The sequence below is a fragment of the Providencia sp. PROV033 genome (assembly GCF_028484855.1).
GTDB lineage: Bacteria > Pseudomonadota > Gammaproteobacteria > Enterobacterales > Enterobacteriaceae > Providencia > Providencia alcalifaciens.
Map to the genome: position 1 here is coordinate 13,666 of NZ_JAMPSW010000012.1, position 16,399 is coordinate 30,064.

Here is a 16,399-nt window from a genome sequence, read left to right on the forward strand (position 1 = left end):
ATGCGCGCACTGGTTCGTTTAGGTGACAAAACTACTCATGGCGGTGAAGTGATTACTGCATCTGGCTCTGTTATGTATGGTAAACCCATCGCTTTAGTGGGCGACAAAGTGGATTGCCCAAAAAAAGGGCACGGCGTTAATGTCATTTTACCCGGTTCAACGCGCATTTTAATATCCGGTCGCCAAGCGGCATTGAATGGCTTTCAAACCGAATGTGGCTGTACCCTCATTGCGAGCCTTTCCTCGTCAGGTGAACAGTCATGATGAGCTGGAGAGTGCCATCATTAGAACATCCTCCAGCCCCTAAAGCACCTCGTTGGATGCTTTGGTTTTTGATTATGTTGATTGTAGGTGCTCTTGGATTTGGGCTGAGCCTCTATTTATCCACCAATGAAATACTATCACCAACTACCAGTAACACCATGCTGATGATTGTATTCGTTATTTGCCCCGCGCTGTTGGTGGGTTTTATTCGATTTTTTATCTACTCAATCGTAGCTTATCGCCATCAACTTTTTACCAATATGTTAGATGATGCTCGCAGAGAATGGCGTTATTGGGCAGGCAAGCACCTTGGAATATTAGCGCATGCTCGATTAACTCAAGCCGATGAAGTGATGCCGGAAGGCATTGCATTATCTTCATTGCCACCCAATAAAGATAATGTATTGGCGCTAAGCTCTTTAAAATCGCGTTCGTCATGGGAAAAGCAAGAAATAGTGGTGCAAAAATTACTCGCCCCCATTGCTGAGTATTACCATCAACATTCTCTCTCCCAGCCTATTACCCTATATTGGCAAGCTGAAGATAATGAATCTAATTGGCAGGAACTGATTAAACAGGAAGCCACCCGTTTGTCATTGACGTTGGAATCTGTTGAGATATTGCCCTCCGAGTCGTTCAGTCAATGGTTATTAACATTGTATGAAAATGCCTTTGAACCCAAGTTATACGCCATTTTGGCGTTTCAGTTAGATTCGACCGCGAGTGAAGAAGCTGCCAGTGTGTTATTTGCACCTCAAGGGTTTTATGAGAGTTTACGAGCGCCAGTTCAAGCGAAACTTTTGCGCCCGATATCTACAGATAAAGAATCTTTCGCTGATGCACTGAAAACACAGTGTGAATTTCAGTATTCAGGGGAACAACTGAATAAACTTTGGCACAGTGGTGTAAGTGAAAATGCTAAAGGAAAATGCATCGAGAGCTATGCACAACAGAAAGTAGCTAATTTATCAGAGCATTTTTATGATATTGATGCCCTTTTAGGAAAAGGCGGTGTGGCTCGTCATGTGGTGGCGCTGTCATTGGCGTGTGAATATCCACATCCCAGCCTTATTGCTCAGCAAAATGAAGCACAGCTTTTATTGCAGCAAATTCAGACTTAAAGTCTAAATAAGAGAGTCGTTATTCTGATTGAAAAGACTCTCTCGAGTTATTGACGCGCAATTGACTCGAGAGAGTGAGGGAGAGTTACTTCTGCTTTTGCTGCTCTAGAAACTTAACCCCTAAATCTGGGAAGTCAGTGAAGGCGCCATCAACGTCCGCTTGGTTATAAATAATGTCATATAACTGCTGACCATCTTTCGCGTACTTAGGCAGTTTGTCCACACGGATAGTAAATGGATGCACCGCCATATGGTTAGTGTGAGCTTCTTTTACCATACCGTTTACTTTGATGTTCGTTGGTGTGGAATCTTCGCTGATTAGCATGTGGTAATCAGGACCAATACCATCGGCATAGGTGGCAATCTCTTTCATTGCACCTGGCTTCATCATCCAGTCGTAGTTATAGTTCACCCAAGTACCGTCTGGCTTCTGCTCTTGAGTCTCTTCCCAATCGGTGTAAGCAATCAGTTGGATCAGTTTTAAATCCATCCCCATTTCTGGCATCAGTTTCGTTTTGATGCGTTTTAAGTCAATCGGGTCGAAAGATTGCAGATAAACGTTAGAATCTTTGTTGGTATAGCCATACTCTTTCAGGACTTCTAAGGTTTTCTTGGTGATATCCTTGCCTTCTTGTTGATGGAACCAAGGGGCTTTAATTTCAGGGTAGATACCGATATTTTTACCCGTAGATTTGTTCAAACCTTGAATAAATTCAATCTCTTCTTGGAAGGTGTGAACACGGAAATCAGATTTACCCATAGGGAAACGGTTCGGATAGCTTTGGACTTTTTTGCCATCAACAATGTCAAAGCCTTCTGTGAATTTCAGGGATTTAATTTCTGGCAGCGTAAAGTCGATGGCGTAGTAGCGACCATCTTTACGTGCGCGATTTGGAAACTTATCCGCTACGTCAGTGACGCGATCCAGATAATGGTCATGAAGAACAACCAGCTCATTATCTTTGGTCATCACTAAATCTTGTTCGAGGAAATCCGCGCCTTGTGCATACGCCATCGCTTTCGCTGGAAGGGTATGTTCAGGTAAATAACCACTTGCACCACGATGGGCAATCACCACTTTACCTACCGTTTCGGCAGCCGCAGAGACTGACATCACTAAGACCATACTTGCGACTAATGTTTTTAATTGAAAATTCATCAGTAAATCTCCTTGGTACTCATTGTTTGTAGGTAAAAAACTTGTAGGTAAAAAGCTTTATAGGTAAACAGTTTTTTAGGTAAATAAATTTATAGGTAAATACTTTTACAGATAAAAAATGGTGCCGATAACAAATTTTGGGTAAAAAAATGGGCTATATCCTTTTCTTGATATAACCCATCAATCTAGCGAATCAACTCAACATAAGCGGTAGCTTATTGGTTTTTAGCGAGTTCGCGTTTATGTTTACTTTCGCTCAGCATAACGATGAACAGTAAAACAACGGCCAGTGCAGAGCCACCGATCATCACAGCAAAACCGCCGTTCCAACCGAAGTAGTCCACGGTATAACCGACGATAGCACTTGCGGCAACAGAACCACCAAGATAACCAAATAAACCGGTGAAGCCTGCGGCGGTACCCGCTGCTTTCTTAGGTGCAAGCTCAAGAGCGTGCAGACCAATCAGCATGACAGGGCCATAGATTAAGAAACCGATAATCAACATACATGCCATATCAACGCCTGGGTTACCCGCTGGGTTCATCCAGAAGACGATAGTTGCAATAGTCACTAAGGTCATGAAGAACACGCCTGTCGCACCACGGTTACCACGGAAGACTTTATCCGACATCCAACCGCACAGCAGTGTTCCTGGAATACCCGCATATTCATACAGGAAGTAAGCCCATGAAGATTTATCCATTGTGAAGTGTTTAACTTCGCGCAGGTAAGTTGGTGACCAGTCCAGAACACCGTAACGCAGTAAGTATACGAACACGTTAGCGATAGCGATCATCCACAGAAGTTTGTTAGGGAATACATACTTCATGAAGATAGCTTTAGCGGTTAATTCTTCTTCATCAGAGGCTTTATAGTCTGTTGGATAGTCGTTTTTGTACTCTTCAATTGGTGGCAGACCACAAGATTGCGGAGTATCACGCATTAATGCGAAGGCAATCATTGCCACTAAAATAGCGGCGAATGCTGGCATATACAGCGCAGCTTTCCAGTCGTTAAACCATGCCATACCTAACAGGAACAGTAATGGAGGCAGGCCACCACCGACGTTATGCGCACAGTTCCAAACAGAGACGATACCGCCACGTTCTTTTTGTGACCACCAGTGAACCATAGTACGTCCACAAGGAGGCCAACCCATGCCTTGGAACCAACCACATAAGAATAACAACACGAACATAATCATGATGCTAGACGTTGCCCATGGTACGAAGCCCATGAATATCATGACAAGTGAAGCGAGGATCAAACCTGCCGGTAAGAAGTACCGAGGGTTAGCACGGTCAGAAAATGAGCCCATGATAAATTTGGAGAAACCATAGGCGATTGAAATCCCAGATAATGCGAAACCAAGGTCACCTTTAGAGAAACCTTGTTCAACGAGATAAGGCATTGCGAGGGCGAAGTTCTTTCTAACTAAGTAGTATGCTGCGTAACCGAAGAAAATCCCCAGGAAAATCTGCCAACGTAATTTACGATAGACGGGATCTATCTTATCCGCTGGCAGCCTCTCGATATGAGCGGCGGGTTTAAACATGCGTAACATAAAGCCTCCGATGGCATGTCAGTAGTTATATGCTCTTCATTTCACCTATGTTGTGAAGTTGTTGAGCGTTTATTATGGGAGAAGTAACGAAAACGAAAACAATCGAGTTTCTTTAGGCGCTTTTATTTTCTAATTGCGCTAAATCTTAATCGTTAAAAAACATTTTATCTGTAATCTAACGCACAATTATTGATTTTGTTTATCTGGCTGCATAGTTAATGCGATTTGTGAATGGAATGGAACTAAAATTGTGAATTATTTTGTGAAGGTAGTCACGGTTTTGCGCTTTTTCGTACCTAAAATGTAACTATGGCTTTCGTTTTTGTTCCTTATCAAACATTCGACTCATTTTTGAGCTTATATTAACTATAGACTATAAAAATAGAAACTATACTTATCGAATAGTGAAGATTGATTAACGTGAGGAATGCGACATGAATGGCTCATCTGTGACTGAAACGGATGTCATCATTATCGGTGGTGGCGCAACAGGCGCAGGGGTCGCTCGTGACTGCGCTCGCCGTGGATTAAAGGCAGTTTTGCTGGAACGGCATGATATTGCGACAGGTGCAACAGGGCGTAACCATGGCTTATTACACAGCGGTGCTCGCTATGCTGTTACTGACAGTGAATCGGCAAGAGAGTGTATAGAAGAAAATAAAATACTGAAACGTATCGCTCATCATTGTATTGAAAAAACCGATGGGCTTTTTATTACCCTGCCAGAAGATAGTCTTGAATACCAACAGCAATTTATTACTGCATGTCAATCAGCTGGCATTGATGCTCAAGCGATTGATCCCGCGGAAGCTATTCGTTTAGAGCCTTCAGTCAACCTGCGTTTAATTGGTGCGGTTCGCGTTCCGGATGGCACCGTCGATCCCTTTCGTTTGACTGCTGCCAATATGTTAGATGCTCGCGAGCACGGCGCTAAAGTTCTGACTTACCATGAAGTGATTGGCTTGATCCGCCAAGGGGATAAAGTGCGTGGTGTCACCGTTTATGATCATCAAGCGAAAAGACAGTACGATATTCATGCGCAAATTGTCGTCAATGCGGGTGGAATTTGGGGACAGAAAATTGCCGAATACGCGGATCTGAAAATCAAAATGTTCCCTGCGAAAGGGGCGCTCTTAATTTTAGGTCACCGTCTTAATAATATGGTGATTAACCGTTGTCGCAAACCTGCCGATGCGGACATTCTTGTGCCGGGTGACACTATCTCGTTGATTGGTACGACATCGACACATATCGAGTATGACCAAATCGATAATATGTATGTCACGCCAGAAGAAGTGGATATTTTGATTCGTGAAGGTTCAATGCTATCCCCTGCATTAGCGACAACGCGCATTTTACGCGCATATGCGGGTGTTCGCCCATTAGTGGCGAGTGATGATGACCCTTCTGGCCGTAACGTCAGCCGCGGTATTGTGTTACTCGACCACGCGAAACGCGATGGTTTAGAGGGTTTCATCACTATCACTGGCGGTAAGTTAATGACTTATCGCTTAATGGCGGAATGGGCGACCAATAAAGTCTGCGAAAAACTGGGTGTCACAACACCATGCACCACTGCTGAAGCGCCATTGCCAGGATCTCAACACAGCGCAGAAGAAGCGTTGCGTAATGTGGTTTCTATCCCTGCACCTATTCGCGGTTCTGCGGTCTATCGCCATGGTGATAGGGCGTCTGCGATCCTCAGCGCTAACCGTTTAGATAAAAGCTTAGTGTGTGAGTGTGAAGCGGTGACGGCAGGTGAGGTTCGCTATGCGGTGGAATCTTTAACCGTCAACAACTTGCTTGATTTACGCCGTCGTACCCGTGTGGGTATGGGGACGTGCCAAGGTGAGCTTTGTGCTTGCCGCGCGGCTGGATTACTCAATCGTTTTAACGTCACCACACCACATGAAACCGAGCAGCAACTGGGGCACTTCTTAAATGAGCGTTGGAAAGGGGTGAGACCGATTGCTTGGGGGGATGCTTTGCGTGAAAGCGAGTTCACCAGTTGGGTATATCACGGATTATGTGGCATGAATGAAAGTACATTGAGCCAGCCTGCTCAGAAGGAGGCAGAGAATGAAATATGATGCAGTAGTGATGGGCGGAGGCCTTGCTGGTCTTATCTGTGGAATTCGTCTGACTCAATCAGGGCTCTCTTGCGCTATTGTGAGTGCTGGGCAAAATGCGCTGCATTTCTCTTCAGGTTCATTGGACTTATTAACGCATCTTCCCGATGGTGTTCCGGTCGAAAAACCGCTCTCGATGTTAGAGGCATTAAAACAGCAAGCACCAAACCATCCGTACAGTTTAATCGGCGCAGATAATGTCTCTGAACTGGCTCAGCTGGCACAGAGTACATTGCAGCAAGCGGGTTTGCACTTCAAAGGTTCAAGTGAAGAAAATCATTACCGTATTACGCCATTAGGTCATAAACGAATGACTTGGCTGAGCCCTGAATCTGTACCCACGACGGCACTTCACCAACAAATGGCACTGGGTAAAATCGCCGTTGTGGGTATTGAAGGTTTCCTTGATTTCCAACCGCAAATGGTGGCGGATGAGTTAGACCGTCAAGGACTCGAAGCGGAGGCGTGCTATGTTCACTTACCGTTGCTTGACCGCTTAAGGGAAAACCCAAGCGAGTTCCGCGCGATTAATGTGGCTCGCTGGTTAGATAGACCTGAAAATATGGCGCAAATTGTGGAAGAAATTGCCCCGCTAGTCGCTAATGCGGATGCGGTGTTTATGCCTGCGTGTATTGGTCTCGACAGTGAAGAACCAATGCTAGAGTTACAGAAACACTTAGGGAAGCCGCTATTTTTACTGCCAACATTACCGCCATCTTTATTAGGTATTCGCCTTCATGAAATGCTATTACGCCAATTCCGTCGCCAAGGCGGGATTATGATGCCTGGCGATAAGGTGACATCCGTGAATTTCGTGGGCGCACGTATTGAGTCTGTTCAAACCCGTAATCACGGTAATATCTCGTTGAAAGCCAAGCATTTTGTGTTGGCAACAGGCAGTTTCTTTAATAACGGTTTAGTGGCGAAGTTCGATCAAGTTTATGAGCCTTTAATGCATTTAGATTTGTGTGAAATCGGCGATCGCGCCACATGGACAAATAAAGAGTTTTTCGCTTCTCAGCCTTATATGGCGTTCGGTGTGCAAACTGACAGCCATTTACGGGGTAAAAAACACGGTGAGACGATTGAAAATCTGCATATTGCGGGCGCTGTGTTAGGAGGTTTTGACCCACTGACTCAAGGCTGTGGTGCAGGGGTTTCGCTGATCACGGGCTTATATGCTGCGAATGAAATCGCGAATGAATTTGCTAAAGATAAAGCCATGCAGGCGGAGGTGGCGCAATGAGTATTCAAGATGCAAGCTTTGAAAGCTGTATAAAATGCACTGTTTGTACCACCTATTGCCCAGTGGCAAAAGCGAACCCACTATATCCGGGACCAAAACAAGCGGGTCCTGATGGTGAGCGTTTACGCTTAAAAGACCCGATGATGTACGATGATGCATTGAAATTCTGCACTAACTGTAAACGCTGTGAAGTGGCCTGCCCATCGGATGTGAAGATTGGCGACATTATTGCGCGCGCTCGTAATACCTATAGCCAGCAGAAACCGAAACTGCGTGATGCGATTTTAAGCCATACGGACATTATGGGTTCCTTATCGACCCCATTTGCCCCTGTAGTAAATACCATTACTGGCTTAAAACCCGTTCGCCAAATTCTGGATAAAGCTTTAAAAATTGACCATCGTCGTGAGCTGCCTAAATACTCGTTTGGTACTTTCCGTCGTTGGTATGGTAAACAAGCCGCGGAACAAGCGAAGTTTGAAGAGCAAGTGGCTTTTTTCCATGGTTGTTATGTGAATTATAACCATCCACAGTTGGGTAAAGATTTAATCAAAGTTTTTAATGGCATGAATATTGGTGTTCAGCTGTTAAAACGTGAAAAATGTTGTGGTGTGGCACTGATCGCAAACGGATTTATGAAGCAAGCGAAACGCCAAGCGAATGTGAATTTAGAGTCGCTCCAAGAGACAATTTTAGAAAAACACATTCCGGTGGTTGCAACTTCTTCAACTTGCACATTCACCATTCGTGATGAGTATACCCATGTGCTGGATGTTGATACTTCGGAGATGCGCGATAACATTGAATTAGCGACTCGCTATATTTATCGTCTTCTGGAAGAAGGGCGCGAGCTGAAACTGAAACACACACCCTTAAAAGTGGCTTATCACACACCATGCCATATGGAAAAAATGGGTTGGACGTCCTACACCCTTGAACTGATCAAGCGTGTGCCTGGTGTGGAGTTGATTGTTTTAGATTCACAATGTTGTGGTATTGCAGGAACTTACGGATTCAAAAAAGAGAACTACGAAGTTTCCCAAGGTATTGGGGCTGGGCTGTTCCGTCAAATTGAAGAGAGCGGTGCGGATATAGTGATTACCGACTGTGAAACCTGTAAATGGCAAATTGAAATGTCCACCAGTAAGAAATGTGAACACCCAATTTCATTGCTGGCTCGCGCGCTCGAATAATCTATTGTTGTGTTGAGTTCTGTGAATAGTAGTTAGGTATTAATCAAGTTAACCCTTTGGGAGATAAGCGAAAACTTATCTCCCTTTTTTATTTTAGTGCTGTGGAGATAACTGCTTCTTGCTGGTGGTATCGAAAAAAGTTTTCAAAATGAAATTCAATAACAGACCATAAGCCGGTAAGAAGAACAGCATACAAATTAACAGCTTGAATACATAGTCAACGAGGGCGATTTCCACCCAATTTGCCGCCATAAATGGATCGCTACTTTGATAAAATGCGATAAAGAAAAACGCAATCGTATCAATCAGGTTACCAAAAAACATGGCGCAGGCAGGTGCCACAAACCAACGTTTGTTTTGACGCAGGCGGTTAAATACACTGACATCTAAAATTTGCCCAAGAACATAAGCCATAAAACTGGCTGCTGCAATACGCGCAACAAACAGGTTAAATGTCATGGTCGCGGCAAAACCTTGCCACTCACCTTGGAAGAATAGAGCCGAAATGACATACGAAATTAACAAGGCAGGCAGCATGACAGCGCTAATAATACGGCGAGCCAACGGTGCACCATAGATGCGAACGGTTAAGTCCGTAGCAAGGAAGATAAAGGGAAAAGTAAACGCGCCCCACGTGGTATGGAACCCAAAAATATTGATGGGTAACTGCACCAAGTAGTTGCTGGATGTAATGATTAAAATATGGAACAACGATAGCCAAATTAACGCAGTGGCTTTTTGCTGCGGAGTAAACATAAACATATTGTACCTTTTTAGTCGCAATGGGGTGAGGGAACCCATGAATAACATCCCTAAATTGGGAAGAGCGCATCATACTCTCGTTGCGCAACAAAATCAAAACTGTTCATCTTCAGCGTGCGGCTTTACAATAAGTCTATTGATGACCAAGAGAATGTGGTGCTATGTCTGATTTATTTTCCAATCCAACCAAAACCCTTGATACCTTGGGACTCCGCTGTCCTGAACCGGTAATGCTAGTGCGTAAAACAGTACGTAACATGGCGGATGGCGATACTTTGCTGATTATTGCAGATGACCCTGCAACCACCCGTGATATCCCCGGTTTCTGCCGCTTTATGGAGCACGAGTTGTTGGCGGTTGACGCTGATAATGCGCCGTATCGTTATTTATTGCGCAAAAAAAACAGCGGTTTGTAATGACCCAATTTCGGTATGTTGGATAGCCTCTTTGCTTAGCATGGGGCTATTGTTGATAAATGATTTAATTAAGTGCTTGAATTTCACTGATTGATAAGCCGGTTATTTCGCTGATAACATCGGCGCTGAATCCGAGCTGTAAGCTTTTTAAAGCAATTTGTTGTAGCGTTTCTTCTCTTCCTTCTTCTTTTCCTTCGACTCTACCCTCAATTTTACCTTCAATTTTACCTTCAATTTTACCTTCATTTTTTAACCGCTGTGCAATATTCATAATAGCTCCTCGATGATTTTCGGCTTGGTCGATTAATGTCTCGACAATGGAAGTATAATAAGGGGAATCCATGATGATAAATAAGTAATTCAAGATAGTGATCACGTCATTTTTGTCATTATAGTGACTGTTTAAGATTTGAACGAAGTGCTCAGTGACCTTCTGGTGGTCATTTCGTAATTTTTTGTGTTTCATTGCGAGTTCCATCACAGCGATTTTGCGGTGACTAACTATTTCGGTATCCTCAACCACAGTGATATCGACCAACGGGAAAGGGTTGCTATACAGAGCATGGGCTACTTCAGCGTGGGGTAAGCATTGCGTCCATACCTCTTCATAAGGGTAAGGGGATGTTTCCCCGTGATAAAACAAAATGGGGACAACGAGCGGTAAGGTTTTATGCCCTTGCTGTAAATGCTGATTCATCGCCATGAATGCATAGTGCATTAAACGCCAGCCCATGAGTTTGTCAGGTGTTGACTGATGTTCGACTAATAGATAGATATAGCTATCTCCCATTTTTGTTTGTACGGAATAGAGAACATCGGAAAACCGCGTTCTCAGTTTGCTATCAATAAAGGCTGAATTAATGAGGGTTAGTGTATCGAAATCGCACAAGCGTTTAATTTGCTCAGGTAAATGAAGCTCAAAGAAATCTCGGGCATTGCTCTGTTTTGTCATAAAGCCTTTAAAGGCGGCATCATGAGGTATTGAACTTACATTATTAGTCATATCCACACTCATCAAATGTTGTCGATGACCGAGATATTACCCAATATTTTTGTGTGCGGGAGAAAAGTTAGTCCTAAATTCAGCTGGTGAATGGTTTGTATAACTCTTTGCTGTAATTGATTATTTTAAATCTTCCACACATAAGAAAACGCCGTAATAATGATAATTACGGCGTCGAGATATCAAATTAAATAAATACTATTTTTTGATTTCGGGCAGCTTCACGCGCAGTAAGCGAACTGCGTTGGCGGTAACTAATGCCGTTGCGCCAGAATCCGCTAATACGGCAACCCATAATCCAGTGATACCTAACAAGCTGGTCACCAAGAAAACTGCTTTCAAACCCAAGGCGATAGTGATGTTCTCGCGGATGATCTTCCGTGTGGCTCTGGATAATGCGACGATTTCAGGTAATCCAGTCAAACGGTTGTGGGTTAAAGCTGCATCCGCAGTTTCTAAAGCAACGTCAGTACCACCACCCATTGCAACACCAATGCTTGAAGCTTTCATAGCTGGTGCATCATTGATACCGTCTCCCACCATCATGGTGTTGTGGTTTCGATTAAGCTCCATGACGGCGGTGACTTTATCTTCAGGTAGTAATCCCGCACGGAATTCCATGCCAAGCTGATTGGCAATAGCGCTGGCCGCACGAGGGTTATCCCCAGTTAACATGACCGCATTGACATTCAGTGATTTCAGCATCTCCATTGCGTCAGCTGCATCGCAACGTAAGGTATCTTGCAGAGCGGTTAAGCCGATAACGTGGTTATCTTCGAGAGTCACGACAACCGTCTTACCTTGGGCTTCTAACGCTTCCACTTTTGCTTGCCACTGGCTGTTTAATGGTGGTTCTACCCTCGAGGGTGCACTGACTAACACTTGTTTGCCATTAAAGGAACCTTCAACTCCTTTACCTGCCAGTGCTTTACGCTCTAACGCTTCTTCAACAGTGATAGATAATTCTTCAGCTTTGTTAACAATCGCTTTAGCGAGCGGATGGTGAGAGCCGACTTCAACCGATGCAGTGATACGAATTAACTCGCTTTCACTCATACCTTCAACTGGGACGACATCCGTAACATGGGGTTTGCCTTCTGTTAATGTACCGGTTTTATCCAGCGCAATCGTAGTGACAGTGCCCAGTTGCTCTAGCGCTGCGCCACCTTTAATAAGGGCGCCACGTCGCGTTGCTGTTGCCAGTGCTGAGGTAATTGCAGCGGGGGTTGAAATCACGAGTGCGCAAGGGCAACCAATTAACAGCAGAGTCAGACCACGATAAATCCATGTGTCCCACGCTGCGCTGAAAAACAGTGGTGGAATGACAATAACCAAGGCTGAAATCAGCATGATAATTGGGGTGTAAATACGGCTAAAGCGGTCGATGAATCGTTCAATCGGTGCGCGACGTTCTTCCGCCTCTTCAATCAGTTGCAAGATGCGGTCGATAGCATTTTGACCTTGTTCTGATACCACTTCCATTTGCACCGCTTTGTCGACAGATAAACAGCCTGCGGCAACTTTTTCACCAGCACTGCGCTCAACAGGCACTGATTCCCCAGTTAATGCGCTTTCATCAAAGCTGGCAAAGCCAGAGACCAGTACTGCATCAGTAGGAAGTCGACCACCTGGAGCGATTTCAATGATATCCCCAGGGCGTAACTGTGCGACAGGAACGGATGTTTTTTGCCCATCTTTGATAAGCACTGCGTCTTCAGGCACTAAGGCCATTAATGCGCTGACTCCACGTCGAGCGCGCCCCGCAGAGTAGGATTCAAGCATTTCACCCAACATAAACAGTAAGATAACCATGGCGGCTTCTTCTGTCGCTTGAATAAAGATTGCCCCAACAGCGGCAACGGTCATCAAGGTTTCAATGGCGAATGGCGAACCGGTGCGAATTAAACGTAGCGATTTACGCGCAATAGGGTATAACCCAAATAACGTTGTTAAGATAAAAGCCACGTTACCGAGTTGCGGATTAACAAACTCTAATCCCCAGCTGATTGCCATTAAGATAGCTAAAATAATGACCGGTTTTGCTTCACTCAGTAAGCTTGATGGCGTAGATGTGGCGCTATTGCTGCCCACATCATGTAATTCATAACCTGCAGCCTCGACCGTTGAGCGGACGATTGCGGTGACGTCTTTATCCGCATCAACAACCAATTTTTCAGTGGCGAATAGCACTTTTGCTTGAGCGACTTCGCGAATTTGGGTAATCGCATTTTCGATTTTAGCGGCACAACTAGGGCAATCCATTCCCCTCACAATCCAACTAAAACGTTGTTTAGCGGTTTGTGTTGGTTCGACATCATCATTAGCTGCGGGTGCTGAATTGCAGCAGCTACCATGTTGATGGGATGTTTCATCATCATCGTGCGCATGACTTTTATCATCATGACTATGTTCATGGGAAGATGAGTCATGACTGACATTTTTGCTATTCTCTACTGTTGTTGAAGAACAGCTATTGCCAGAGCAGCAAGATGTCTTATGTGCATGGGTATCTTTATGAGAGTGTGAGTGCATAAGCGCCCCCTTTTTCTAAATGCGTTTTTAACCATGTTCTCTAATTAGAGTTAAGTCTACACTCTAGAGTAGACTCTAGAGTCAAATGAAAAAGGGGGAGCCAATTGATAAAATTCTCAAATAGCACGTTTTATCAATTGGCGAAGTGTTATAGGTAAATGGCACGAACAATAAAGAATTGACCAAGGAAATAGAAGGCGGCAACAACGGCTTTAGAGGCTTTGAATGGGAAACGGAAATGCGCAATTAACCAGATACAGTGAGATAAAAACAACATAGAGGCTCCCACCATAATGGAGAAATTAAACTCTCTACCTAAGCCAAAATATTGATCTCCTGCAACCCACATCATAATCATACTCATGATAATAGAAGCAAAAACAACAGGTTGTTGGCTCTCCAGTTTTCCCCAAATGAATATAAAGGTGACCGCAGCGATAGCAATTGGAACAATAAGCCAAGGCAGGTACAAACCAAAGTTAAATTGCATTCCGAAGCTAATGGTATAGACCAAATAGCTTAAGAACATCAGTCCTAAAGATGTAAGCAAGTGTTCACTAGAAAACATTCTCGAAAGGTCAGCAACTAAAGAAAGCACTAAACCACCTAAAATCAGGTAGGTTTGCGCATTTAAGTCGTCGGAACTCCATCCCCAGAATAATAAAAGAAGCAGAGTGATAGGGCGAAATAACCAACGTTGCCACTCAGGACCACGATAGGCTGCATCAACATACAGCCAGCCAGAAAATAAAACAGCGAGGAATGGCCAACTAATCATACACATATCCTTAAAAGCTTCTGGAAAAGAAAAATCACTGATAGCGATTTCAGATGAATCAATAAACTATACCGCGTCTTGCTCAAATTGTATGGCGTTTATCTGCAATTTGAGTGAGAGAGGGTATATACTTATGATTATTCTAAGCTAAATATACAAATTATGAATAAGCCAATTCTCTTAATTATTGTTCTCGCTATTATCGCGGTATTCGCGACAAAACGTTTTTTTGACCAAAAGAAACAGAATGAAATTAACGATAATTCATTGCCTGTCAGCCAGTTAGTTCTTGTTAAAGAGAAAAAAGATTATCCTTATCCCAATATGCGCTCTCGAGAGCGGGATGTGGTGTCCCCTGAAACTTTTCGCTATGAAATTTATTTTCAGACCCAAGCTTCTGGAGAAACCATTAAAGTGATCGTCAGCGAACAGCAATACCAAGATGTTACGTTAGGTACTAAAGGTAAGCTGACGTTACAAGGCACGCGATTTATTCGCTTTGAACCGACTGAATAACCATTATTTTTTCTTAGCGGCCTCGATTGCCGCTTTGGTTTTCTTATGCATGGCGAGCATTTCAAACACACCAAAGAAGAAAATTTTAGTCTGCTGTAAACCTGTTAATTTTTGATCTTTCGGTAAGCTAGCTTTCAGGAAGATTGTCTGCAAGGCATGCATGAAAATCATAAAGACCATTGCGATATCCATAAAATATTTCAATGGCTTAGGGAATGGGTGAACAATATTAAAGATCATGAAACCCCAAACACAAATCATGAGCAGACGTCCAATATTAATCAGCATCTTTTTCTCCCTGCATACTTGATGAATAAACAGATTGACGAATAAATAAACGATAGGCAACCTGACCTGCTACTTTTTCTCGGTGTAGCTGCCAGCTTGCGGGAATGTCAGTAAGTGGTAACTCAGCTTCGGACTCTACATAAATCCAGCTTTCATCTGCGAGCCACTGATTTTGTTCGAGTAGCTCGATAGTTTGGCTGAGTAAACCTTTACGAAATGGCGGGTCGATAAACACGACATCAAAAGGTGTACCCACTTGGCTGAGGACAGTGAGGCTACTGTCATTGAGCACAGTAGCGTTATCCGCATTTAAACGAACTTTATTTTCGCTTAACAGTTTGGCGTTTTGTTTATCCAGCTCAATAAATGTGACGTGCTCGGCAAAGCGAGATAGCGCTTCAAAGCCTAAAGCACCACTGCCGGCGAAACAATCGAGGCAGCGAGCATCTCGGATGACTGGCATTAACCAATTAAAGAGCGTTTCTTTAATGCGGTCAGTAGTAGGACGTAAGCCCTCACTATCACGCACAGGCAGTTTTCGCCCACGCCATTTACCACCAATGACACGTATTTGCCCTAAAGAGGCTGTTTGTGGTTTTTTTGCCATAATATGTATAGTTGTTTAGTTCACTGAGGAATGTATAAATTATTGGGGACTATTGTAGCGCTTCGGTTTCACGGTTTTAACAGAAAAATAAGAATAAATTGTCATGATTTTTCTTTCAGATATGTGTTGCTGCGCGATGAAATGATAGACTGCATGTAATTTTATTGCGATTTAATTTTTAAACGCCATGTTTTTACCGCGAGGAGTGTAGTGGCTGATGGCTAAAGATAAGAAAAAAGGCTTTTTCTCATGGTTGGGATTTGGTCGTAAAAGTGAAGAAGAAACTCAGCAACCGGATGTCGAACACAAAAATGACGTAGCCCATAACGCGAAGCAAGACGAAGCCGCTAGGTTAGAAGCTGAGCGTCAGCATCAAGTGGAAGAAGATGCGATTAAAGCGGCGGAAGATGAAGCTGAGCGTCAATACCAAGCGGAGCAAGCTGCAATTACAGCCGCTGCGGAAGACGCTGAACGTCAGCATCAAGCTCACTTAGATGCGATGCGCATTGCAGCAGAAAAAGCGGAACAAGAGCGCCAAGCCGCAGCAGATGCTCGTATTGCAGAAGAAAAAGCCGCTCGAGAGGTGTTAGAAGCTCAGGCTTTACGTAAGATTGAGGAAGAGGCTGAGCGCCAATATCAAATCGAACAAGCGGCGATTAAAGCCGCGGAAGAAGCAGCCGAACGTCAGCATCAAGCTGAATTAGAGGCTATCAAAGATGCTGAAGAAAAAGCCGAGCGTGAGTATCAAGCCGCTGAAGCTGCTCGTTTAGCAGAAGAGAAAGCCGAGACTGAGCGTCAAGAAGCGGAAGCTGCACGTCTT

15 protein-coding genes and 1 pseudogene are annotated in these 16,399 nt (G+C 44.0%); 8 read left to right on the top strand and 8 right to left on the bottom strand.

Annotation, left to right across the window (positions count from 1 at the left end):
* Window positions 1–264: a PAAR domain-containing protein gene (locus PSF16_RS03980; protein ID WP_154627792.1), complete on the top strand. Its 264-nt coding sequence runs from the start codon at window positions 1–3 to the stop codon at window positions 262–264.
* Window positions 261–1,385, top strand: coding sequence for a hypothetical protein (locus tag PSF16_RS03985; RefSeq protein ID WP_272688809.1), 1,125 nt, complete (start codon window positions 261–263; stop codon window positions 1,383–1,385). The genes PSF16_RS03980 and PSF16_RS03985 overlap by 4 nt, the downstream gene beginning before the upstream one ends.
* Before the next feature lie 85 nt (window positions 1,386–1,470).
* Here PSF16_RS03985 and glpQ read toward each other — a convergent pair whose 3' ends face one another.
* Together glpQ and glpT are read right to left on the bottom strand one after the other, a co-directional pair.
* Window positions 1,471–2,544 carry a glycerophosphodiester phosphodiesterase gene (glpQ, locus tag PSF16_RS03990; RefSeq protein WP_272688810.1) on the bottom strand — a complete coding sequence of 358 codons (1,074 nt, stop codon included), beginning with the start codon at window positions 2,542–2,544 and terminating at the stop codon, window positions 1,471–1,473.
* Between the two features lie 215 nt (window positions 2,545–2,759).
* Complete coding sequence (glpT, locus tag PSF16_RS03995) at window positions 2,760–4,109, bottom strand: glycerol-3-phosphate transporter (protein WP_036955981.1); 1,350 nt, start codon at window positions 4,107–4,109, stop codon at window positions 2,760–2,762.
* Between the two features lie 434 nt (window positions 4,110–4,543).
* Between glpT and glpA the strand changes: the two genes are divergently transcribed.
* From glpA to glpC, 3 genes are read left to right on the top strand one after another with little or no spacing between them, the layout of a single operon-like run.
* On the top strand, window positions 4,544–6,199 hold the full coding sequence (glpA, locus tag PSF16_RS04000) for an anaerobic glycerol-3-phosphate dehydrogenase subunit A (protein ID WP_272688811.1): 1,656 nt from the start codon (window positions 4,544–4,546) through the stop codon (window positions 6,197–6,199).
* Window positions 6,189–7,484 (top strand): glycerol-3-phosphate dehydrogenase subunit GlpB, encoded by a 1,296-nt coding sequence (gene glpB, locus PSF16_RS04005; protein ID WP_036959915.1) that lies wholly within the window; start codon window positions 6,189–6,191, stop codon window positions 7,482–7,484. Before glpA ends, glpB begins: the two co-directional genes overlap by 11 nt.
* Window positions 7,481–8,677, top strand: coding sequence for an anaerobic glycerol-3-phosphate dehydrogenase subunit GlpC (gene glpC, locus PSF16_RS04010; protein ID WP_272688812.1), 1,197 nt, complete (start codon window positions 7,481–7,483; stop codon window positions 8,675–8,677). Before glpB ends, glpC begins: the two co-directional genes overlap by 4 nt.
* Before the next feature lie 93 nt (window positions 8,678–8,770).
* Here glpC and PSF16_RS04015 read toward each other — a convergent pair whose 3' ends face one another.
* Window positions 8,771–9,439, bottom strand: a complete 669-nt coding sequence (locus tag PSF16_RS04015) for a 7-cyano-7-deazaguanine/7-aminomethyl-7-deazaguanine transporter (protein WP_272688813.1) — start codon at window positions 9,437–9,439, stop codon at window positions 8,771–8,773.
* Window positions 9,440–9,600: 161 nt separating this feature from the next.
* Here PSF16_RS04015 and tusA point away from each other — a divergent pair, with 161 nt between their 5' ends.
* Window positions 9,601–9,855: a sulfurtransferase TusA gene (gene tusA / locus PSF16_RS04020; RefSeq protein WP_006659021.1), complete on the top strand. Its 255-nt coding sequence runs from the start codon at window positions 9,601–9,603 to the stop codon at window positions 9,853–9,855.
* Window positions 9,856–9,919: 64 nt separating this feature from the next.
* Here tusA and PSF16_RS04025 read toward each other — a convergent pair whose 3' ends face one another.
* The 3 genes from PSF16_RS04025 to PSF16_RS04035 form a co-directional block, all read right to left on the bottom strand.
* The gene (locus tag PSF16_RS04025) at window positions 9,920–10,858 is read right to left on the bottom strand and encodes an Rpn family recombination-promoting nuclease/putative transposase (RefSeq protein ID WP_154636094.1); all 939 of its coding nucleotides are present in this window, start codon (window positions 10,856–10,858) and stop codon (window positions 9,920–9,922) included.
* A 198-nt stretch (window positions 10,859–11,056) separates the two neighbouring features.
* A complete protein-coding gene (locus tag PSF16_RS04030) occupies window positions 11,057–13,390 on the bottom strand; it encodes a zinc/cadmium/mercury/lead-transporting ATPase (RefSeq protein WP_272688814.1) in 2,334 nt (777 codons plus the stop codon).
* A gap of 148 nt (window positions 13,391–13,538) precedes the next feature.
* Entirely contained in the window at window positions 13,539–14,168 is a 630-nt protein-coding gene (locus tag PSF16_RS04035) for a lysoplasmalogenase (RefSeq protein WP_006659025.1), read from the bottom strand.
* A gap of 162 nt (window positions 14,169–14,330) precedes the next feature.
* Here PSF16_RS04035 and PSF16_RS04040 point away from each other — a divergent pair, with 162 nt between their 5' ends.
* Window positions 14,331–14,684: a DUF2500 domain-containing protein gene (locus PSF16_RS04040; RefSeq protein WP_006659026.1), complete on the top strand. Its 354-nt coding sequence runs from the start codon at window positions 14,331–14,333 to the stop codon at window positions 14,682–14,684.
* Window positions 14,685–14,687: 3 nt separating this feature from the next.
* Here PSF16_RS04040 and PSF16_RS04045 read toward each other — a convergent pair whose 3' ends face one another.
* Both PSF16_RS04045 and rsmD read right to left on the bottom strand, forming a co-directional pair.
* Complete coding sequence (locus tag PSF16_RS04045; protein ID WP_006659027.1) at window positions 14,688–14,972, bottom strand: DUF1145 family protein; 285 nt, start codon at window positions 14,970–14,972, stop codon at window positions 14,688–14,690.
* Complete coding sequence (rsmD, locus tag PSF16_RS04050; RefSeq protein ID WP_272688815.1) at window positions 14,962–15,579, bottom strand: 16S rRNA (guanine(966)-N(2))-methyltransferase; 618 nt, start codon at window positions 15,577–15,579, stop codon at window positions 14,962–14,964. Before rsmD ends, PSF16_RS04045 begins: the two co-directional genes overlap by 11 nt.
* A 217-nt stretch (window positions 15,580–15,796) precedes the next feature.
* Here rsmD and PSF16_RS04055 point away from each other — a divergent pair.
* A pseudogene (locus PSF16_RS04055) lies at window positions 15,797–16,399 on the top strand (signal recognition particle-docking protein FtsY); the annotation flags it as partial.

Bases quoted from the DNA above. Each gene is read 5' to 3' on its own strand.
- PSF16_RS04025 (WP_154636094.1), bottom strand. From the start codon at position 10,858: ATGACTAATAATGTAAGTTCAATACCTCATGATGCCGCCTTTAAAGGC.
- glpQ (WP_272688810.1), bottom strand. From the start codon at position 2,544: ATGAATTTTCAATTAAAAACATTAGTCGCAAGTATGGTCTTAGTGATG.
- PSF16_RS04015 (WP_272688813.1), bottom strand. From the start codon at position 9,439: ATGTTTATGTTTACTCCGCAGCAAAAAGCCACTGCGTTAATTTGGCTA.
- PSF16_RS03985 (WP_272688809.1), top strand. From the start codon at position 261: ATGATGAGCTGGAGAGTGCCATCATTAGAACATCCTCCAGCCCCTAAA.
- glpB (WP_036959915.1), top strand. From the start codon at position 6,189: ATGAAATATGATGCAGTAGTGATGGGCGGAGGCCTTGCTGGTCTTATC.
- PSF16_RS04035 (WP_006659025.1), bottom strand. From the start codon at position 14,168: ATGATTAGTTGGCCATTCCTCGCTGTTTTATTTTCTGGCTGGCTGTAT.
- glpT (WP_036955981.1), bottom strand. From the start codon at position 4,109: ATGTTACGCATGTTTAAACCCGCCGCTCATATCGAGAGGCTGCCAGCG.
- glpC (WP_272688812.1), top strand. From the start codon at position 7,481: ATGAGTATTCAAGATGCAAGCTTTGAAAGCTGTATAAAATGCACTGTT.
- tusA (WP_006659021.1), top strand. From the start codon at position 9,601: ATGTCTGATTTATTTTCCAATCCAACCAAAACCCTTGATACCTTGGGA.
- PSF16_RS03980 (WP_154627792.1), top strand. From the start codon at position 1: ATGCGCGCACTGGTTCGTTTAGGTGACAAAACTACTCATGGCGGTGAA.
- PSF16_RS04045 (WP_006659027.1), bottom strand. From the start codon at position 14,972: ATGCTGATTAATATTGGACGTCTGCTCATGATTTGTGTTTGGGGTTTC.
- glpA (WP_272688811.1), top strand. From the start codon at position 4,544: ATGAATGGCTCATCTGTGACTGAAACGGATGTCATCATTATCGGTGGT.
- PSF16_RS04030 (WP_272688814.1), bottom strand. From the start codon at position 13,390: ATGCACTCACACTCTCATAAAGATACCCATGCACATAAGACATCTTGC.
- PSF16_RS04040 (WP_006659026.1), top strand. From the start codon at position 14,331: ATGAATAAGCCAATTCTCTTAATTATTGTTCTCGCTATTATCGCGGTA.
- rsmD (WP_272688815.1), bottom strand. From the start codon at position 15,579: ATGGCAAAAAAACCACAAACAGCCTCTTTAGGGCAAATACGTGTCATT.